A 20,105-nucleotide genomic window follows, 5' to 3' on the forward strand; every position below is an offset into this window, starting at 1 on the left:
CCGGGTTCGCCGGTCACCTTCACCCGACGGGAAGCGCCCTGATCGCCCGCAGGTCGCGGTGCAGCAGATGCCAGACGGTGTGGTAGCTGTCGAGCAGCGGGGAGGCCACGTGATCGAGGTTCCCCGCCTCGACGACCGCCACCGCCCTCCGGAAGCGATCCGGATACCCGGACCACAGGACGCTGGCCGCGCCGATCCGATCGATGAGATCGGTTCGGGCACGGTGGAATTCGATGATCGCCGCCGCGCCCGCCGCGTCGCGGGTGCGCTGGAAGGCGGTGACCCGCTCCTTCAGCACCGGATCGGAGCGTTCGAAGTCGGCGAGCAGGTCGGCGACGACCGACGCGGCGGGCACGTCCACCGCGCCTGCGGTGAGTGCCGAATCGACCTGAAGCACAACACCTTCCGCGAGTCCGAACAATCGCCCCTGCGGCGTATCCACCGCTTTGAGCAATCCCCGGTCCACCAGTTCCTCGATCGCTTCCGCCGACTCCGGCACCCACGCCGCGATCCGCTTCGCGCTCAACCAACCGCCGACCCGAACCGCGTGCAGCACCCGCACATCCAGCGCGGCGATCTCGATCTCCGTCGTCATCGTTCCTCCTCGATACCCGCCGCGGCGAGCACCGCCCGCAGCCGCGTCAGCCGGTCGCCGTCGGCCGGGGCCGGGCCGAGCAGATCCTCCGGCCAGTCCACGGCCGGGCGAGATATGGCGGGAACCGTTCCCGCCCAAACCTTTCCGGTGGTGCCGCACACCGTCACCGTCGCCGATTCGCTCTGCCAGTCCGGGTCGGCGAAGCGCGCGCCGACGACCGCGGGGCGGCCGAGTTCGCGGGCGACCACGGCGGCGTGCGAGCCGAAACCGCCCTCGAGAGTGATGATCCCGGCCGATTGCGCCATGCCGAGGAAGTCCTCCGGTTCGGTGGTCGGCCGCAGCAGCACCGTCGGCTCACCGATCCGGTCCAGCACCTCGGCCACGGTCCGCACGACCGTTCCCGTCGCGACACCGCTCGCGGCCCCGATGCCGGTGGCCAGCAAGGTTCCGTGGCCGGGCGCGGCCTCGCGACGGGTCTGCGTGCCCAGCGCCTCGGGTGAGAGCCGCGCCAGCGCCGTCGTGCGATCGAGCAGCCCGGCCCGCCACGCCTCGATCGTGATGGTGGTGTGCACCGCGTCCGAGGCGGTGGCCGCGCGCAGCTGCACCAGCCACAACCGCCCCCGCTCGACGACGAACTCCACCTCGATCAACACCCGCTGCCAGGCGAACAGCTCATCGACCACGCGCGCCAATTCGGCGTAGGCGTCCGGACATTCGCGGGCCAGCCCCGCCAGACCGTCGGGTGTGGCCTGCCCGCCGACCAGCGCCGCGCCGGTGCTGGCGGTCAGGTACTCGCCGTGCAGGCCGCGTTCGCCGGTGAGCGGGTCGTGACTGAACACCACCCCGCTGCCCGATCGCGCCCCGAGTCCGAAGGCCATGGCCTGCACGACGACGGCCGGTGCCAGCTCCTCCGAAATGCCGTGCGCGCGACGGTATTCGCGGGCGCGATCGTTGTGCCAGGAGTCGCGGACCGCCGTGACGGCCGCGTGCACCCGGTCGACCGCCGTCGTCGGCACGGCCGACCCGAGGTGGGTGCGCAGGTCGCGCTCCCCGATCGCGAGCAGGTCGTGCGCGAGTTCCGCGCCGCCGAGCCGGTCGGCCAGCGCGGGCACCGCCGACTCGTCCACGCCCAGGCCGAGCAGGGTGTCCATCATCCCGGGCATACTCACCGGCGGACTCGACCGGACCGCGAACGCGACCGACTCGGGGTGCACGCCCATCCGCTCGGATGCCCGCGCCCGCAACCGGTCCAGCAGTCGAGCGACGGCCGAACGGTCGATTCCGGCCCGGACCGCCGGGCCGTCCACGACCTCGAACGGCGGCACCGGATAGCCGCGCTCCCGCAGCTCCCATAGATGAAAGCCTTTGTTGCCCAGACGTTCCCGCGAGATCTCCGGGGCGCTCATCCCAATGCCTCCCGCAGCGGCGACCGCGCGCCCACGTGACACACCCGCGCCGCCACCGCGCCGATCTCCAGCAGCCGCCACAGCTCGGCGCGTTTGGGTTTGCCGCTGGTCGTGCGCGGCACCGCGCGCGGCGCGATCACGGTCAGCGCCGCGCGGTCGGCGGGCAGACCCATGCGGGCGAGCACCCCGAGCGCGGCGTCGACCTTGTCCGGCGGCACCCGCTGCTGGAAGATCAGCAGCGCCGCGACGGCATTCGGTTCGCCGAGATCGCGCAGCACCGCGGTCACCTTGTCGTGATGCAGCCCGAGCCGCTCGGCGAGCGCCATCTCCACATCCTCGGCGGTGACGAAATTGCCGTTGATCTTCACCGAATTGCCCAGGCGCCCCAGCACATAGATCTGCCCGTCGAGCAGGAACCCCAGATCGCCCGTGGGGTGACGGGTGGGTTTGGCGGCCGCGTCCACGCCGAGATAGCCGCTGTAGATCGCGGGCGATTCGACCACCAGCTCACCGACCAGGCTGTCGGACAACGGTTTTCCGTCCTCCCCCGCGACCGTGACCCGCACGCCCGGCAACGGCTGCCCGCAGCCGACCACCCGCACCGCGTCGGCGTCGGCGTCGCCGGGCGGGTCCAGCGTCTCCCGGCCCACGATCGGCACCTCGACGCCCTCCCGCAGCCGCGTGCCGTCCACCAGCAGCGCGTGCGGCGATTCGCCGGGTCCGATGGTGGACACCGCCAGGGTGGTCTCGGCCATGCCGTATCCGGGTTTGAGGCAGTCCGCGCGCAGGCCGAGCGGGGCCAGCAGGTCGTACAGCGCGCGCAATGCCCCGATATTGATGCGGTCGGAGCCGACGATGACGGTGCGCCAGGTGCTGAAGTCCATGCCCGCCAGGCTGTTCGGGCTCACCACCCGCACGATCCGCTCCAGCGCGAAATTCGGTGAGGCCGAATGGTTCACGCCGTGGCGGCCGAACAGCTCCAGCCACAGCATCGGCCGCCGCACGAACTGTTCGGGCCGCATCAGCCACAGATCCTTGCAGTGACTCACCGGCGTCAGAAACGTTCCGATCAGGCCCATGTCGTGATGCATGGGCAGCCACGACCCGAACGAGTCCGGATCCTCGGCGGGCCGATCGTGGAACACCGTCTTGAACATCTCGATGTGCGCGACCACCGCCGCCGAGCTCAGCCGCACCGCCTTGGGCGCGCGCGTGGAACCGGAGGTGAACTGGATGATCGAAATATCCTCGCCCAGTGCGGGATCGATGAGGGTGTCGGAACTCTCCACCACCGGCTCGCTCGCATCGATCCGCAACGGCTCGGCCCCCGGCCGCTCCGGGAGCAGCGCGAGCGTTTCGGGCTCGGCGATCACCGCCCGCGGCTCCAGGACGCGCAACAGGGTCGCCGCGTAGTCGCCGTAGTCGGTGCTGCCGTGCAGGCCCGGCGGCGCGATGACCGTGGGTATCGCGCCGACGGCCAGCGTGCCGAAGAAGTACCGGACGAACGCGCGCCCGGTGGGCAGGATGATCGCCACCCGATCGCCCTTGCGAATGTCGCGCTCGCGCAACGTCTCCGCGACACCCAGCGACTCCCGCGCCAGGATCGGGTAGGCGGTACTGCGCCATTCCGCGCCCTGATAGAAGGTGAGCGCCGTATCGGGGACGGGTTCGACGACCCAGTCGACGATCGATTTCATCAATCCCCCTCGGCGCCCACGGCCTCGCGGCGCACGCGCTGGATCAGCGCCACCATATCCCCGACGGTTCGCACGCCGCCGATCTCGGGGTTGTCGATGAGTTCGATCCCGTAGTGGTCCTCGACCCGGGTCAGGGCCTCCATCAGCGACAGCGAATCCAGGTCGATGTCGTCGCGGATCGAATCGGTCATGCGCAGATCCGGCCGGGGACGGCCGACACCGAGCTGGTCCTCGATCACCGACAGCACGGCCACGTCGTCCTGCTCAATCAAGAATCGTCACCTCTCCCTTGTCCCCGTCCACGTGGACGCGTTGTCCGGATTTGATCTCCGCGGCCAGCGGATGCGAGACGACCGCGGGGATCCCCACCTCGCGGCAGATGATCGCGATGTGGGAGTACTGGCTGCCGCGCGCGGTGACCACCGCCGAGACGAACGGCAGCAGCGGCATGATGTTGGCGTCGGCGCTCTCGCACACCAGCACCGCGCCCGGCGCCTGCGGCAGTTCGTCGAGACCGATGGCGATCCCGTCGTACACGCCCGCCGACACCCCGCGCGGTCGGCGCACGGGCCGGAAGTGTTGCGGCGCACCGGGAGTGCGGTCCAGGTAGTCGGGCATATCGATGGCCAGCGCGTCCTCACAGGCGAGTCGGCGCGCCTCGAGTTCGTCGGGTCCGGGCAGGGTGCGGGCGCGCAGTTCGGCCATCGACAGGTACGGCCACTGGTCGGCGCGCAGCCCGCGCAGTTCCGCGAGCCGGGGCACGAAGCGGCGGTGTGCGTGCAGCAGCCGCATCGCCAGCGACTTGCTGTGCTCGCGCAACGCCATGACGTCGCCGAGGAACAGCACGGTCGCGTCGATACCGAGTCCGCGCCAGCGGCCCTGCATGCCGACCAGCGCCTCGCGGGGCGAGACCTCCACGGCGTCACCGCCGCCGCGGGTCACCTCGCCCATCGGCGGCAGCGTGTAGTCGCACCAGGGCGCCTGGGTGTCGGCGACTTCGTAGAACGGATGCCGCACGAAGTCGGCCGGGCCGCCCGCGATGGGCGCGAGGTCGGCGAGCGGACCCCACGGCAGCTCGGCGGGTTCGCGCAACCAGTTGAGCAGCGAATTGCCGTGCGCCGCAAGGCGATGCACGGTCGTGCGTTGCAGCACGTCGGCGGCGATGGAGCCGGAGGTGCCGATGATGTGCAGGTGCCAGGCCCGTTCCAGCAGGGTGTTGCCCACTTCGGCGAGTTCGCCCAGCCGCCAGGTGCTTTCGCCGCGCACCACGTCGTCCACGAGATTCTCGAAGTCGAACACCCGCTGCTCGAGTTCGATCACGCGGGGCCGCAACGTGATCAGCTCGCGCATCATCCGATACGTGGCGCGATTGCGGCTGACCCGGCCGGGTCCGCGCCCCAGCACGGTGCGCGGCGGTTCGATGCCCTCGAAGTAGGCGGCGGTCACGTCCTCGGGCGTGAGCAGGTCGACGTGTTCGGCGATATGGCAGTAGGCGCTGAGATTGTGGTACGGGCGGCAGTTGAAGTAGCCGGTGAACACGTAGTGGGATCCCGTGGCCCACACCGGATCCCGCAGGATGTCGGACACGAACGTGCGGGTGCCCAGTTCCATCGGGCGCCCCACCAGCGACCACGACATCGGCGAGAGCCGCTCGGGCGCGATCTCCCCGAAGTTGCCCGCGGAGTACACCCGCAGCACGGGATGCGCGGCGGTGTCGACGCGGCACCGGTCGGGTACGGCCGTGGCATCAGCTGAGGACACGATCGGCTCCCCTCTCCTCGGCCGGGGCCGCGTCGCGCAGCACCCGGCCCGTCGCGGCCAGATAGTCGGGGGTCGACGGCACCGGCCCGCAGGGCAGCGCGTCGAGGATGCCGGGCTCGAAATCGACCAGGGGCCGGGCGTATTCGACGACCTCGGGATCGACGCCGAAGCGGCGGGCCAGCCCGCGCTGCACCACCCGCGCCAAACCCCCGGTGTCCACGAGTTTCGGGGTCACGCCCCACGGGCGGCACAGCTCGGCGAGCACGCGGGCCATGGTCGGCAGCTCCGGATCGAAATAGGTGTAGGTCGCGGGCGGCGCGTCGTCGGTGAGCAGGCTCGTCACCACGGCCGCGGCGGCGGCGATGTCGGTGGCGTAGACCGGATACTCGCCGCGGCGCTCCAGCATGGCGGGCAGCCCGCTGAGGACGTGCGGCAGCACGGCCACCGGACCGCCGTGCCGGGGCACGAGCGGCGCGGGCGCCGCCCCGAGCAGCGTGCCCAGCCGCAGCACGGTCACCGGCAGCGCGCGTTCCCGCCGAATCGCTTGTTCCGCACGGTATTTCGCGTACTCGTACCAGTTGCGGAAGGTCTGTCCCCGCGCCAGGTCGCGATTGCCGAGTTCGCCGCTCGCCCGGCCCAGCGCGAGCACGCTCGACACGTGCACCACCCGCCGCAGCGCCGCGCACTCGCGCGCGAAGTCGAGCACATTGCGCGTCCCGGTGACGTGCACGGTGACCACCTCGGCCGGATCGGCGCCCATGCCCACCGAACCGAAGCAGGACACGATGCCCGCCACATCCGCTAGCCGCACCCGATCGTCGGGATCGAGTCCGAGGCCGGGCATCAGCACGTCGCCGCGCACGCCGACCCCGACCCGGGCGCGACCGGACCGGCTCAGTTCGATCACGTCGTGCCCGGCCGCGCCGAGCGCGCGCACGACCGCGTGCCCGAGATAGCCGGTGGCTCCGACGACGAGGACCCTCATGCGAACCTCCCCAGCGGCAGTCCGGCGAAATCGTCTGTGACCGGGGCGGAGTCGAGACCGAAGGCGATGTCGAGGATCTCGTCGACGCCCACCGCCGGGGTCCAGCCGCCGGTGAGCGCGCCCAGCCGGGTGCGTTCGAAGGCGCGGTCGATGGACACGTAGCGCAGCCCGTGCAGCCGGTTGCCCATCTCCCGGCTCCACCGCGCGTACTTCAGCACCACGTTCTCGCCCAGGCGCAGCACGCCCGGTGACGCGGTGACCAGACGCGGTGGGCGGTAACGCTTCTCGACGTCCTTGGATTCCAGCAGCGCCAGCAGGGCGGCGAGGGTCGGGGCTTGTTCGCCCGCGCACAGATGCACCAACGCCCCGCCGCGCCAGGCGCGGAAGTCGGTCGCGGCGGCCCGGGACAGCAGGCGCACCAACCCCTCGCCCACCACATCGCGCGGGAGGATGTCGACCCGCGCGCCCGGCCGTACCGGCAGCACCGGCAGCTGCCCGCGCGACAGCGGTGCGACCAGCTGATACAGCGAGCTGTACCGGGTGGTGGAGCGCGAGGCCGAACTGCCGATCACCCCGCCGATGCGGGCCACGAGCACCGGGTGATCGGTCTCGCTCGCCGCGCGCAGCAGGTGCCGTTCGGCGAACCATTTGCTCAGTTCGTAGGGGGTGCGGTCGGGGTGCGGGGCGTGCTGCTGTTCGGGAATCCGGCCGCCGAGGGTGCCCGCCACGTAGGCGGTGCTCGCGTAGACGTAGGGCACCGGATGCCCGACGCGTTCGGACAGCGCGCGGGCCACCTCGAACCCGGTGACCGCGCCGAGGTAGTTGATCCGGTCCATATCGGCCTGCGACGCGGTCCAGTCCACGATCCCGGCGAGATTCACCACCGCGCGAATGTCGTCCGGCGCGGCCAGCTCGTCGAGGTCCAGCCCCCACGCGGGCCGGGTGACGTCGCCGAGCAGTTGGGTGATGCGGGTCGTGCCCGGCGCGTATTCCCCGCCCAGGTTGCGGCGTTGCCGCCGCCGCACGAGCGCGCGCAGCTCGAAATCCGTTGCGGCGTCGCCGGTTCCGGTGAGAGCGGCCTCGGCGAAGCCTTGGCCGACCTGACCGCTCAGCCCGGCGACGAGGACGCCTCCGGCGGCCGTCATCGGCTGATCCTGATCAGGCGGTCGTACATCTCGGCGTCGCCGCGCAGGGTGTCGCTGACGATGGCCAGCATCATCTCGTCGGTGCCCGCGCCGATCCGGGAGACGCGAATGTCGTTCCAGTACTGGCCGAACGGGGTCTCGGCGGTCAGATAGCCGGGGCCGCCGAAGGTCTGCATGGCGTCGCTGATCACCCGCTCCCCCGCCCGCGCCGCGCACAGCTTCAAACCCGCTATCCGCGAAATCAATTCGCGGTCCAGCGGTCGGGACATCAACTGGCGGGCCACATCTCGCACCGCGCCGCGCAGCACCTCGATCTCCGCGCTCAGTTCGGCGAGACGGAAGGCGAGATACTGGTGGTCGCGCAGGCGGCAGCCGAACTGTTCGCGGCGTTCGGCGTGCTCGACCGCGAGCCCGATGGCGGCCGCGCAACCCCCGGCCACCTGCGCGGCGATGGCCAGCCGCTCGAAGGACAGGCCGTAGTTGAGGTTCAACACGCCCAGACCGCGGCGGCCGAGCAGCGCGTCGTGCCCGATCTCGACGTCCCGGAACTCCACGGCGACGGTGTCGAGCGCGTGGGTGCCGAGCTTGTCGTGTTCGCGCACCCGCACGGCCTTCGACAACTCGACCGCGAAGGTGGCGTGCCGGTCGGTGGGCGTGCCGTCGGCGGCGGCCAGGCGGCACAGCACGACCGCGAAATCGGCCACCGCGCCGAGGGATACGTACTTCTTGGCCCCGGTGATCACCCAGCCGTCCGGGGTGGGCCGGGCCAGCGTGGTCACGGCCGACAGATCGCTGCCGCCGGTGGGTTCGCTCGCCGCGATCGCGCCGACCAGGGTGCCGTCCAGTGCCGCCTCGCGCAGCCGGTGCAGGTATTCGCTGGTACCGGCGAAGCGGTGCAGCAGCGACAGCACGGTCTCGGTGTGCAGCGACACCCCGATGGCGATGCCCGCGGGCGCGCGGGTGCTCAGCGCGTCGCCCAGGGCCACACCGTATTCCACGTCGCCCGCCGGTCCGGCCTCGGTCCGCCAGCGTCGCCGCAGCACGCCCGCCGCGCCCAGATCGCGCAGCACCGAGCGCGGAAAGCGCCGTGCCGCAACGGCATCCGGTACCCGGGACATGGCGTCGTCCACCAGCGCCGCCAGCTCGCCGGGACGCGTGTCCTTCGTCTCGACCACTCCGGTCATCGTGTTCCCTTCCTCAGGTCCAGCGGCCGGTGCCGTACACGGCGTCGGTGCCCAGCACCGAGGCGCGCAGCTCGTGCCTGCGGACCTTCCACGTCGCGGTGCGGGGCAGGTCCTGCCACGGGACGATGATCGGATCGGCCAGCGGCGGCAGATCGGCCACCGCCGCGCACCAGCGCCGCTCGTCGAGCCGGTCACCGTCCACGCACAGCACCGGCACCGGCAGCTGTCCGGGCACGCCGAGCACGGTCACCTCGGTGGCCTCCGGAATCCGGTCCAGCAGCGTGCTCTCCAGCGCGAGCCCGCTGGTGCCGGGGATGATGTCGACCTCGCGATCGACCAGCCGCAGCCGCCACAGCCAGTCGCGGTAGCCGATATCGCCGGTGTTCCACCACTTTCCGCCGTCCTTGCGGTCGTGGCGTTCGCTCTCGCCGAGATAGTTCAGGCAGCGGGCCCGGCTCGACGCCATGAGCAGTCCCGGCCGCCCGAGGCCCCGGCGTTTCCCGGTCTCGGGATCGGTGACCCGCACCCGCGACACCGTCGGCACGGTCCAGCCGACATCGCTGGTGACGGGGTTGCCCAGGCGGCGCAACCGGCCCCGGGTGAAGATGGCGCTGGAGATCGGGCCGACCTCGCTCTGCCCCCACGACGCCACCCACAGCGGCAGTCGCCGCCGCGAGACCTCCAGGAACGAGCGCACCGTCGGCGGATGCACCATGTCGAAGGTGCTGATGTACAGGCGAACTCCCGCCAGGGCGTCGGCGTGGGTGCGGGTCAGACCGCGCCAGCGCTGGAAGATGTTGGGGCACGCCTCCATACACGTCGGCCGGTACCGGTCCAGCAGTTCGCCCACCCGGTCCGGTTCGTGGTCGGCGACCGCGACGAGGGTGTGCGGCGCGAATTTCGTCTGGGCGATGGCCCAGGTGATCGCGCGCCAGTGCGCGAACGAGATCGATGACAGCACAACGTCTTTGCGGCGGCTGACCACGAACGGAATGGGCATGAGTTCCAGGCGGCTCGCCGCGCCGAGCGTGCGCGGCGACTGCACCACGAGTTTGGGGACGCCGGTGGTTCCGGAGGTGTGGGTCATCAACAACGGCTCGTCGTCGCCGACGAACCGGACGGGCGCGGCGGCGGCATTGCGGACGTCGTTCAAAGGCGTTGCCATGCCCGGTATTTCGGCGCGTTCGACGTGCGCTCTCGCGCTCGGCAGCACGATCGCGCGGCGGTCGCCCAACACGTCGTCCCCGGCGTCGATCGCGCGGCGCAGAACGCTCGCCGACAGCACCACCAGCGCCGGATCGAGCCGCTCCAGCAGCGCGCGCACGGCGGGAAGGCTGTTGGCGGCGGCGATATTCGCCGGGACCGCGCCGATCCGGGTGGCCGCGGCGGCGAGCAGCACGAAGTCGAAGTGGTTGTCCTTGACGACGCCGATCCGGTCGCCCGGCCGCGCCCCGGCGGCGTACAGCGAGGCCGCGGTGTCGTCGACCAGCCGGGCCAGCGCCGCGGCGTCGTAGACCAGGCCGCCGTCCGGGGCGATGTCGAACGGCCGGTCCAGATGCAGGGTCGTCTGCTTCGCCTGCTCGGCGTGGTCGTGGAAGACCGTGCCGATATTGATCGGTCGTGCCATGGCGATTCACTCTCAGAGCAGTTCGACACGCGGGCGGCCGGGTAGCCGCCGCCGGGTGTCCAGGACGTAGGGCGCGTGGTCGGCGACGAGGTCGTAGTCCACGTAGTCGTGATCGGTGAGGATCACCACGGCGTCGCTCGCGGCCAGATCCTCGGCGGTCACCTCACCGCGGGCGAGGCCCGACAGCTCGGGCTTCTCCGCGATCAGCGCGTCGGCGTAGCGCACCTCGGCGCCGGCGGCGACCAGGCGGCGGCACACCTCGAGCGCGGGCGAGCACCGCACATCGGCGACATTGGGTTTGTAGGCGAGCCCGACCGCGAGAATCCTGGCCCCCGACAAGGCGATTCCCCGGGCATCCAGCCCGCGCTCGATCCGGCTCACGACATAGTCGGGCATCTCCGCGTTGATCCGGTCGGCCAGCTCCACCATCCGGAACGGCCGCCCGGTCTCCTCGGCCACCTTCCAGTACAGGTAGACCGGGTCGATCGGCAGGCAGTGCCCGCCGACCCCCGGGCCGGGCAGGAACTTCATGAACCCGAAGGGTTTGGTGCCCGCCACCTCGAGCGCCTGCCACACGTCGATGCCGAGCCGGTCCGCGTGCACGGCGAGCTCGTTCACCAGCGCGATGTTCACCTGCCGGAAGGTGTTCTCGAAGACCTTCGCCAGCTCCGCCACCCGCGGGGTGCCCGCCGCCACGATCTCGTTCAGGAAGCCGCCGTAGAAATCCCTTGTGCGCGCGAGGGATTCGGCGTCGACGCCGGACACCACCTTGGGCGTGGACTCGATCGTCCAGGTGACATTGCCCGGATCGATCCGCTCGGGGCTGAACCCGAGCGCGAAATCGGCGCCCGGCTCGAGCCCCGACTCCGCGCGCAGGATCGGGGCCACCACCTCCTCGGTGGTGCCCGGGTAGCTGGTGGATTCGAGAATCACCAGGCAGCCGGGCCGCAGCCGCCGACCCACCTCGGTCGCGGCGGCCTGCACATGCCCGAGGTCCGGGAGCCGGTCGGCGTTGAGCGGGGTCGGCACGGTGATGACCGCGATATCGAAGCCGGACAGTTCGTCGGGATTGTCGGTGGCCCGGTACCGGCCCGCGTGCAGCAGGCCCGTCAGGCGCGCCGAGGTGACGTCCGGGATGGGCGACAAGCCCCCGGCGAGAGTGCGCACGCGTTCGGGGTCGGAGTCGTAACCGATGACGCCGTAACCGTTTTCGGCCGCCGCGACGGCGAGCGGCAGACCCACGTGTCCCTGTCCGAGCACCACCACCTTGGCGGTCATGACACGAACTCGCAGACGCTGTCGGCGATGTACTCCACCTGGGCGTCGCTCAGGTGTGGCCAGATCGGGATGGCGAGATTGCGATCGGACACCGACCTGGCGCGCGGCCACGCGCCCTCTCCGGCCCAGGCCGCGAAGGCGGGCTGTTCGGGCAGCGGCACGGGATAGTAGACGTGCGTGCCGATCTCGCGTTCGGTCAGCCACGCCCGCAGGTCCTGGCGGCGGTCCACCAGCAGCGAGTACACGTAGTAGCAGCGGCCGTTGCGGCCCGGCGGCGGGGCGAGGATCCCCTTGTCGGACAGCTTGGCGAAGCGGTCGGTGTAGTAGTCGGCGATCCGCGCGCGGCGCTCGAGACGCTCCTCGAAGCCGTCCAGCCGGGCCAGCTGGAAGGCGGCGATGATCTCGTCGAACCGCTTGTTCTGCCCGATGACGTGGTGCAGGAAGCGGGTCTTGCCGTCCTGGCCGTGGTTGCGGTGCATCCGAACGGCGTTCGCCAGCGTCTCGTCCCCGGTGAGGACCATGCCGCCCTCGCCCGCGGTGCCCATCGCCTTCACCTGGAAGAACGAGTACACCCCCAGATCGCCCCAGCGTCCGGCCGGGACGTCGTCGAGAATCGCGCCCTGCGCGACCGCGGAGTCCTCGATGAGCGTGAGCCCGTGCCGCCGCGAGATCGCTTGCAGCCGTGGCATATCGGCCATGATCGAGAAGACGTGGGCGGCCATGATCGCCCGGGTGCGCGGGGTGATCGCGGCCTCGACGGCATCGGGGTCGAGGACCATCGTCCACGGATCGACATCCACGAAAACCGGTGTGGCACCGGCGTTCACGACGCAACTCGCCACCGGCTGACAGCAGAAGGCGGGCACGATCACCTCGTCGCCGGGGCCCAGACCCAGTGCGGCGATACACAATTCGAGGCCGCCGGTGCCGCTGGAGCAGGCCACCGCGTACCGCGCGCCCGTGCTCCGCGCGATCGCCGCCTCGAATTCGGCGGTGCGGTCGCCGAGAATGAATTTCTGCTGTTCGCCGGTCCCCAATTCGAACAACGCCTCCAGCAGCGTGCCGCGATCCGGTTCGAAGAGATCGGGTGGAAAGAAGGGAATCATCACCGGCCCCCTCGATAGAATTCGGAAATCGCCGAGCACACCGCGTCGATGTCCGGCTCGGTCAGATCGGGATAGAACGGCAGCGCGATGGCCCGGGACGCGGCCGCCATCGCGTTGGGGAAATTCTCCGGCCGATTCCGCTCCCCGGCGAAACAGGGTTGCAGCGGAAGTGGTCGGGGATAATAGATTTCGGTGCCGATTCCGCGCGCGGTCAGGTATTCGGCGAGTTCGTCGCGGCGTTCGACCTCGATCAGGTAGACGTAGTAGACCGGCGCGGTGGGCCGCACCACCCGCGGCGTGCGCGTCACCCCATCGATACCGGCCAGCCGCTGGTCGTAGGCCGCGGCCAGTTCCGCGCGGCGGGCGATGTCGGCGTCGAGCGTGGCGAGTTTCGCCAGCAGCACGGCGGCCTGGATGTCGTCCATCTTGCTGTTGGTGCCCGAGACGCCGGACAGGTTCGAGATGCCCGCGATGTGGTCGACGGTGCGGCCCATCCGCCCGTGATGCCGCAACACCTGCACGTCGGCGGCGATCGCGGCGTCATCGGTGATCACCATGCCCGCGTCGCCCAGCGCGCCGAGGGTCTTGGTGGGGAAGAACGACAGCACGCCGCCGCGGCCGTGCAGTCCGGCGTGAATCCCGTTCCAGCGCATGCCGATCGCCTCGGCGCTGTCCTCGAGCAGGTCGATGCCGTGCCGGTCCGCGAAGGCGGTCAGCGCGTCGAGGTCGGCGAGCTGGTGGAACAGGTGGACCGGCATGATCGCGCGGGTGCGCTCGGTGACGAGTCGGCTCGCCGCGTCGAGATCGATCGCGTAATCGCCGGTGTCGGTGATGTCGGCGAAGACGGGGGTGGCGTGCACCAGGGCGACCGCCGAGGCCGTCGCGAAGAACGTGTAGGCGGGCACGATCACCTCGTCGCCCGGCCCGATGCCCGCCGCGCGCAACAACAACACCAGCGCGTCGGTCCCGCTGTTCACCGCGACCGCGAATTCCGCCCCCGTGTATTCGGCGACGGCCCGCTCGAACTGCGCGACCTGCCTTCCGTGCGAATACTTTCCGCGATCGAAAACCGCGTCGACGTTCTTCTGGATTTCCGGCCAGGATTCACGGAACGAACGCGCCTGAGAAAAGAACGGTACCGGGTGCATCTCAACGTCCGATCCTGATCATGTGCCCTCCGCGAACTTTCGCCTGAGTTAGACGTTATGTCCGCGGGTTGTACGGGTGCACTAGCAAGAAACTGCCGTTGCTGGCGTGTGGCCCCGGTGACGTGGTTGTATCTATCCCATGAGGACGTCGGCCGCCCTGCTCCGAACCCCCACGCGCGCCGGTCGATTCAGGGCCGGGCGGGCGGTGGCGGGAATGCACATCGTCATCACCGGGGCCTCGTCCGGGGTCGGGCGGGCGGCGGCGCTGGAGCTCGCCGGGCAGGGGGCGCGGGTGTACCTGGTCGCGCGGCGCGGCGACGAGCTGGAGCTGGTGCGCAAGCAGATCGTCGAAAAGGGCGGGGAGGCAACGTGTTTCGCCGCCGACCTGTCGGTGCCGGACGAGGTCGACCGGGTGGTGGGGTGGCTGTCCGAGGTGCCGGTGGATGTGCTGGTGAACAATGCCGCGCGGTCGATCCGGCGGCCGGTGACCGAGTCGCTGGACCGGTTCCACGACTACGAGCGGACGATGGCGATCAACTACTTCGGGGCGGTGCGGCTGACCCTCGGCGTGCTGCCCGGTATGTTGGCGCGGGGCAGCGGGCATCTGGTCAATGTCGGGACGTGGGGGGTGGGCTTCGAGACCTCGCCGTACTTCTCGGCGTATCTGGGATCGAAGGCGGCGTTGGTGGCGTTCGGGCGCTGCCTCGACGCCGAATTGGGGCCGCGCGGGGTGACGACGACGGCGGTGAACTTCCCGGCCGTGCGGACGCCGATGCTCGCGCCGACCGCGCACTACGCGAAGCTGCCCGCGCTGACCCCGGAACAGGCCGCCGGGTGGATCGTGACGGCGGTGCGGAAGCGGCCTGTTCGGATGGAACCCTATGCGGTGCATGTGATTCGGGTGGTGTCGTTGTTCTCGCCGCGGGGGGCGGCGCGAATGTTGTTGCGGTTCGGGATGTGAGTTCAGCTCCCGTCTGATATCGCCAGGATCCGGGCAGCGGAATCGCTTTCGCTCAGTGCCACGCGCCTGAGCTCGGTGATCGCGGATTTGTAGCGGTCGACTTCCGCGGTGCGTTCCAGGTAGAGGTCGCCGGTGTACTGCTCGATGTGGACGATCGGGCGTTCGACGAAGCGGGTGTGGGGCAGGAGGGGGAATTCGAGCAAGGCGAAGGAGCCCACCAGAGCACCGAGGTGACCGCGGGTTTCGAAGGGCACGAGACGAATCGAAACGTTCGACCGCTGGCCGATCTCGATGAGGTGGCGACGTTGTTCGGCCATGACGGCCGGGCCACCCCATTCCTCCCTGACCGCGGCTTCGGACAGAAAGATTTCCACGGCGAACGCGGAATCCTCCAGTCGGCCCTGCCTTTTCGCGGACCGTTCGAGGCGCTCATCGATCTCGCGCGAAGGCAGGTTCGGGCAGGCGGTCCAGGCGACCGCGCGCTGGTAGTCGAGAGTCTGGACGATCTCGGGCAGCAGGATGACGTGCCATGCAGTCAGGCGCAGAGCGGCGTCGTCGAGGAACACGCGCGGATCGAAATCGTCTGCGGGACGGTCCATGTGGGCCCGCCACCAGCCGCCGCCGTTCCTGGACGAGGCGCGAGCTTCCCGGGCCATCGCGAGAATGGTTCGGCGCTGGTCGTCGGGGACGTTGTAGTGGTCACACAGGGCGTTCATGTAGAGGTCGTTGGTGGACGGGACGGACAGGCCGTCTTCGAGGCGGGCCATGGTTTGGGGGGAGATTCCGATGATTTTTGCGGCGCGGTTCTGGGAGAACTCGGCCGCCTTGCGGAGTTTCTCCAGCTGGCGGCCGAGGGCACGACGGGCGATGGTGGAACCTTCTGCGGGCATTTCTCATCCTCTCGAATTCGGATTTGATCGAATTACCACCGGACCGAACGGCAATGGTGTGCGAACCCCAACGCGGAAGACTGCCGAACGACGGCTGCCACGACAGTAAGCGGGAACCAACCGGAGGGAGGGACACCGAGGGTGCCCCTTTCCGCGATCTCCCCGAGCTATCGTCGGATCAAGGGCCGACACCGGAGGAATCCCCATGGAAACGCTGGGCACTCGCATCCGCCACGCACGCGGCAAGCTGATCACTCAAGCCGGACTGGCGGAGCTGACTGGAGTGAGTACGTCATTCATCAAGAAGGTGGAGGGCGGCACGAAGATGCCCTCGACGCCGGTGCTTCAGAAGATCGCCCGGGCCCTCGATGTCAGCATCGACGATCTTGTCGGTAACAGGCCCGCGTTTCCCACGGGGGACCTCGACGCGGGAATCATCGCCCTGCGCAGAGCCCTCACGCCCATCGATGATCTGACGAGTGACGCCGAGGCCGCTTCGCTGTCACTCGCGGAAGCACAACGCGAGGTGGACAAGGCTTGGGGCGCTTACTGGTTCGGGCGTTTCGAGAAGCTGACCGGCGACCTGCCCGCGGGCATCTCCACTTTGCGCGCCACCGCACGCCGAACGGAAAAGCCTCGCGCACATGAGCTTTACGCCGACATGCTCTATCTGGCGGCATGCACCCTCGTCCATCTCGGCCAGCCGGACCCGGCATGGATAGCCATACGCACGGCCCTGGAAGAGGCGAGGAAGGGCGACGATCCGCTGCTCGAGGCAACCGTACGAGGAAGCATCGGTTGGCAACTCCTGGTGCAGGGCCGGTACCGCGAATCGCAGGACGTCGTGCTGAAGGCCGCGGAAGATACCGAGCCTCGCGGCGACGTATCCGACCAGCATCTGTCAGTGCACGGCGGCCTGTTACTACAGGGCGCCGTCGCCGCCGGACGCGGCCAGCGAGTACGAGAGGCGCTGGCCCTCGCGGGAGAGGCGGAGCGCTGGGCGGAGCGCCTCGGTCGTGAAACCAAGTACTACGAAACCAATTTCGGCCCTTCCCAGATCGTCATGCAGACCGTCGATATCCATGTGTCGTCGGAGCAGTATGTAGAGGCGATGACCGCCGCCAAGAGAATGCCGAAAGGCGGCCTGGACATGACCACCATTTCCCAGGGACGTCATCTGATCGACAAGGCCGCCGCCGCAGCCAATCTCGGTCAACATGAAACCGCCCTCCACATGCTGCTGACCGCGGAACGTATCGGCGGCGAGGAATGGGTGAAGTACCAGACATTGCTACGCAACGTCCTCGGTGTCCTGCTGCACCACGACCGGCACAACAAACTGCGCGCCTTCGCCCAACGTGTGGGTGTTCTGGGTAGTTCGGCTCTGTGAGAACCCAACTCAGCATCACGATCGACTTCGCCGCCTGGTGCGGCATCAGCCGATGAGTCCGGAGGGACGATGAACGACCAAGGAGCACCCGTCCTGTACGCGATCGTGACGGGTTCGCCCGCCGCCGTCGATGTCGGCAAACTGGTCGATCTCGCGCAGGCCGACGGCTGGGACGTCTGCGTCGTCGCCTCGCCGGACGGTCGGCGCTTCATCGATGTCGCCGCACTGTCCACCAAGACCGGACACACGGTGCGCAGTCAGTACAAAGAGCCCGACGCACCGGACGTCCTTCCTCTAGCGGACGCCATGATCGTCGCGCCCATCACCTGCAATTCCCTGGCGAAATGGGCAGCCGGAATCTCTGACACGCTCCCGCTGGGCCTGTTGGTCGAAGCTGTCGGCAAACGCCAGCCCGTGGTCGCGATGCCTTTCTCCAACTGGGCGCAGATCAACTTCCCCGCGATCCAGGAGGCGATACGCAAGCTATCCGATTGGGGCGTAACGGTTTTGGTGGGTGACGAGGTCTACAAGCAGCACGAGCCGGGGACAGGGGCGAACTATATCCACCTCTTTCCGTGGGAGCGTGCGTGGCACGCGCTGCTCGCGCATCCGTGGCTCGCGCTCGATTCCTGATTCGGTGTCGTGGCGACCCGGATACCGTAGAGAGGGAGTTCTCCGGGCGGGAAGGAGGGGATCCCATGGAGCGCAAGACGTTTCTGCAAGTCCTCACTGGATCGGTCACGGTCCTGGCATTGGGTGGTGTCGAAACTCACGAGCGCTTGATCCGCGCCATCGACGACCCTTCACGCGTTGATGCCGCTCTCATAGAACACCTGGACCGCATCTGCGACTACTGCCGTCGCCAGGACGACATCCAGGGCGCACAGGCTGTGCTGGCCCTGACGCGGGCGCAGCTGAGCCTGGTGCACGCCATGGGGGCGGACTGCCCGACGCGGCTGCGACCCGAATTGCTCGCGGTCTTCGGCAAGTTCGCGGGTTTGGCGGGATGGCTGTCGCTGGACTCCCGCCAGCTGTACAACGCCTGGCGCTATTTCGAGATCGCGCACGCCGCGGCCGAGGAGGCTGGCGCTCCCGCGCTCGTCGGATTCACTTTGGCTCGCATGAGCCATGTCGCCAAGGCTCAGAACCGGATCGACCTCGCCACCACCTACGCCGCGGCGGCGGTCCGCGCTGCGCAGCGGGCCGAGCCGTTGGTGCGAACGTTCACCTACGACCAACTGGCCAGGGCGCACGCCAAGGCGGGAGACGAAACCGAGTGCGTCGCGGCGCTGGAACTCGCTCGAACCACCTACGACAGAGCGAAAAACGCTGACACACCGCCAAATTCATCATTGGCCTACTTTTACGACGATGGCTTTCTACCCCACACCGAGAGCCAGTGCTACCTGAACCTGAACCGCCCCGACGTAGCGGTGGAACGAGCCGAACAAGCGCTCGCCCTCCATGACCCGAACATGGTGCGCGACAACGCTTTCTCCGCTCTGTACCTTGCCACCACCTACGTCCGATCCGACCAACCCGAACCACCCGTGAATGCCTTGATGTCCGCCGCGAGCTCCGCCCGACAGAATCGCTCGGTACAACTCGCCGAACGCATTCAGACCGTTCGAGCGTCGATGGGGTGTTGGAATGGGTCGCCTCTCCTCACCGAGTTGGATGGTTACCTGCGGGAACAGCACACCACCTAGGCTCCCACCCCTCAAACAACGCCAGGAGCGTCGATACCCATGATGGAACTGAGCGGCGCCTCGGTCACCGGCGCCGACCTCGCCCCGCTGGCCCTGGTCAGCTACGGCCATTGTTCGGCGCGACCTACTACCGTGCCCTCGCCCAGCGGGCTGGATTCGATGACGCGCTGCTCGCCGAATCCGACGGCACGATCAACGAAATCGCGCAAGCAACATCGCTTTCATCACTCAGGACGGCGCTCTTGTCTGGCCGCAAGCCGAGGCTCTGATCGGCATCACCATGCAGCTCATCAAACAGGTCAGCAGCATAGACACGGTCATTAAACGCGTCACTCTCCCAACTCGACCGATTCGCCAGTGCCGTGGCGACCAACCCTGCGGTCGGCGTGCGACCCGTGACCGCGATCGATCACCTTCATTTGCCGGTCCATGAACTGATGCCGATCCTGCGGGAGAGTTATGAATCCATTCCGCCAGAGCACGTTTGATCCTCCGCTTGTGCTACTACACCAGCCGCTTGACTCTATGAACTGAAATCGGTATTAACAATCGGTCGATGAGAACACCTGTCGGCCAGTGGTTCGAGCCGATCAGACCTTCGGAAAGGGACATAGCGGAACGCACTGCCCCACTTCGGCTAATAAAGCTGGATGGCATTACCGAGCTGCGTCGTCGCCTCGTAGAGCGAGGCTAGGTCGTTCCGGGACTTGAGTGTGTCAGGGTGGTCGGAGCCGAGCACACGCTCCTGATTGCGGAGGGTCACCTCAAGTAGCTGGATGGCTTTGTCGATCTGTCCCGCCGACCCGCACACGCAGCCAAGGTTGTTGCGGGATTTGAGTGTGTCAGGGTGATCAGAGCCGAGCACACGCTCCCGATCGCGGAGGGTGCCCTCCAACAGCACGATGGCTTTGTCGAGCTGCCCCGCTGCCGCGCACGCGGTGGCGAGGTTGTTGCGGGATTTGAGTGTGTCAGGGTGATCAGAGCCGAGCACACGCTCCCGATCGCGGAGGGTGGTCTCGTGCAGCGGGATGGCTTTGCCAAGCTGCCCCGCCATTCGAAAGGCGGTGGCGAGGTTGTTGCGGGATTTGAGTGTGTCAGGGTGATCAGAGCCGAGGACACGCTCCCGATCGCGGAGGGTGGTCTCGTGCAGCGGGATGGCTTTGCCAAGCTGCCCCGCCATTCGAAAGGCGGTGGCGAGGTTGTTGCGGGATTTGAGTGTGTCA

19 protein-coding genes are annotated in these 20,105 nt (G+C 68.8%); 5 read left to right on the forward strand and 14 right to left on the reverse strand.

Translation table 11 applies throughout. The features are described from left to right. Nucleotides 1-19 precede the first annotated feature (19 nt). Genes ACWDSJ_RS06800 through ACWDSJ_RS06855 form a run of 12 tightly spaced genes read right to left on the reverse strand, consistent with a single transcriptional unit; the run spans nucleotide 20 to nucleotide 13,932 of the window. Nucleotides 20-595 (reverse strand): hypothetical protein, encoded by a 576-nt coding sequence (locus tag ACWDSJ_RS06800; RefSeq protein ID WP_450029815.1) that lies wholly within the window; start codon nucleotides 593-595, stop codon nucleotides 20-22. Beyond that, nucleotides 592-2,001, reverse strand: coding sequence for a PEP/pyruvate-binding domain-containing protein (locus ACWDSJ_RS06805; protein WP_450029817.1), 1,410 nt, complete (start codon nucleotides 1,999-2,001; stop codon nucleotides 592-594). The genes ACWDSJ_RS06800 and ACWDSJ_RS06805 overlap by 4 nt, the downstream gene beginning before the upstream one ends. Then, entirely contained in the window at nucleotides 1,998-3,698 is a 1,701-nt protein-coding gene (locus tag ACWDSJ_RS06810; protein WP_450029819.1) for an AMP-binding protein, read from the reverse strand. Before ACWDSJ_RS06810 ends, ACWDSJ_RS06805 begins: the two co-directional genes overlap by 4 nt. Continuing rightward, entirely contained in the window at nucleotides 3,698-3,970 is a 273-nt protein-coding gene (locus ACWDSJ_RS06815) for an acyl carrier protein (RefSeq protein WP_387370699.1), read from the reverse strand. The genes ACWDSJ_RS06810 and ACWDSJ_RS06815 overlap by 1 nt, the downstream gene beginning before the upstream one ends. Continuing rightward, nucleotides 3,963-5,459, reverse strand: a complete 1,497-nt coding sequence (locus ACWDSJ_RS06820) for a PEP-utilizing enzyme (protein WP_450029821.1) — start codon at nucleotides 5,457-5,459, stop codon at nucleotides 3,963-3,965. The genes ACWDSJ_RS06815 and ACWDSJ_RS06820 overlap by 8 nt, the downstream gene beginning before the upstream one ends. Beyond that, complete coding sequence (locus ACWDSJ_RS06825; RefSeq protein WP_450029823.1) at nucleotides 5,446-6,444, reverse strand: SDR family oxidoreductase; 999 nt, start codon at nucleotides 6,442-6,444, stop codon at nucleotides 5,446-5,448. The genes ACWDSJ_RS06820 and ACWDSJ_RS06825 overlap by 14 nt, the downstream gene beginning before the upstream one ends. After that, nucleotides 6,441-7,589, reverse strand: a complete 1,149-nt coding sequence (locus ACWDSJ_RS06830) for an SDR family oxidoreductase (protein ID WP_450029825.1) — start codon at nucleotides 7,587-7,589, stop codon at nucleotides 6,441-6,443. Before ACWDSJ_RS06830 ends, ACWDSJ_RS06825 begins: the two co-directional genes overlap by 4 nt. Then, on the reverse strand, nucleotides 7,586-8,773 hold the full coding sequence (locus ACWDSJ_RS06835; RefSeq protein WP_450029826.1) for an acyl-CoA dehydrogenase family protein: 1,188 nt from the start codon (nucleotides 8,771-8,773) through the stop codon (nucleotides 7,586-7,588). The genes ACWDSJ_RS06830 and ACWDSJ_RS06835 overlap by 4 nt, the downstream gene beginning before the upstream one ends. Nucleotides 8,774-8,786: 13 nt before the next feature. Beyond that, on the reverse strand, nucleotides 8,787-10,400 hold the full coding sequence (locus ACWDSJ_RS06840; RefSeq protein WP_450029827.1) for a class I adenylate-forming enzyme family protein: 1,614 nt from the start codon (nucleotides 10,398-10,400) through the stop codon (nucleotides 8,787-8,789). 12 nt (nucleotides 10,401-10,412) lie between these two features. Beyond that, entirely contained in the window at nucleotides 10,413-11,678 is a 1,266-nt protein-coding gene (locus ACWDSJ_RS06845; RefSeq protein WP_450029829.1) for a nucleotide sugar dehydrogenase, read from the reverse strand. Next, entirely contained in the window at nucleotides 11,675-12,784 is a 1,110-nt protein-coding gene (locus ACWDSJ_RS06850; protein WP_450029830.1) for a DegT/DnrJ/EryC1/StrS family aminotransferase, read from the reverse strand. The genes ACWDSJ_RS06845 and ACWDSJ_RS06850 overlap by 4 nt, the downstream gene beginning before the upstream one ends. After that, a complete protein-coding gene (locus tag ACWDSJ_RS06855; protein WP_450029832.1) occupies nucleotides 12,784-13,932 on the reverse strand; it encodes a DegT/DnrJ/EryC1/StrS family aminotransferase in 1,149 nt (382 codons plus the stop codon). Before ACWDSJ_RS06855 ends, ACWDSJ_RS06850 begins: the two co-directional genes overlap by 1 nt. Nucleotides 13,933-14,071: 139 nt before the next feature. Here ACWDSJ_RS06855 and ACWDSJ_RS06860 point away from each other — a divergent pair, with 139 nt between their 5' ends. Then, the gene (locus ACWDSJ_RS06860; protein ID WP_450029834.1) at nucleotides 14,072-14,893 is read left to right on the forward strand and encodes an SDR family NAD(P)-dependent oxidoreductase; all 822 of its coding nucleotides are present in this window, start codon (nucleotides 14,072-14,074) and stop codon (nucleotides 14,891-14,893) included. A gap of 2 nt (nucleotides 14,894-14,895) precedes the next feature. On the opposite strand, the gene ACWDSJ_RS06865 is transcribed toward ACWDSJ_RS06860, so the two are convergent. Then, nucleotides 14,896-15,783 (reverse strand): helix-turn-helix domain-containing protein, encoded by an 888-nt coding sequence (locus ACWDSJ_RS06865; protein ID WP_450029836.1) that lies wholly within the window; start codon nucleotides 15,781-15,783, stop codon nucleotides 14,896-14,898. Nucleotides 15,784-15,988: 205 nt separating this feature from the next. On the opposite strand from ACWDSJ_RS06865, the gene ACWDSJ_RS06870 reads away from it, so the two are divergent. The 4 genes from ACWDSJ_RS06870 (at nucleotide 15,989) to ACWDSJ_RS06885 (ending at nucleotide 19,151) form a co-directional block, all read left to right on the forward strand. Continuing rightward, nucleotides 15,989-17,173: a helix-turn-helix domain-containing protein gene (locus ACWDSJ_RS06870; protein ID WP_450029838.1), complete on the forward strand. Its 1,185-nt coding sequence runs from the start codon at nucleotides 15,989-15,991 to the stop codon at nucleotides 17,171-17,173. A 69-nt stretch (nucleotides 17,174-17,242) separates the two neighbouring features. Then, nucleotides 17,243-17,806, forward strand: coding sequence for a flavoprotein (locus ACWDSJ_RS06875; protein ID WP_450029840.1), 564 nt, complete (start codon nucleotides 17,243-17,245; stop codon nucleotides 17,804-17,806). A gap of 65 nt (nucleotides 17,807-17,871) precedes the next feature. Next, nucleotides 17,872-18,882 carry a hypothetical protein gene (locus ACWDSJ_RS06880; RefSeq protein ID WP_450029842.1) on the forward strand — a complete coding sequence of 337 codons (1,011 nt, stop codon included), beginning with the start codon at nucleotides 17,872-17,874 and terminating at the stop codon, nucleotides 18,880-18,882. 110 nt (nucleotides 18,883-18,992) lie between these two features. Further along, complete coding sequence (locus ACWDSJ_RS06885) at nucleotides 18,993-19,151, forward strand: hypothetical protein (RefSeq protein ID WP_450029843.1); 159 nt, start codon at nucleotides 18,993-18,995, stop codon at nucleotides 19,149-19,151. Between the two features lie 368 nt (nucleotides 19,152-19,519). Here the strand turns inward: ACWDSJ_RS06885 and ACWDSJ_RS06890 are convergent. Next, nucleotides 19,520-20,105, reverse strand: a 586-nt coding sequence (locus tag ACWDSJ_RS06890; RefSeq protein ID WP_450029845.1) for a tetratricopeptide repeat protein, incomplete at its 5' end; no start/stop codon positions are given.

Source organism: Nocardia sp. NPDC003482 (assembly GCF_053588115.1).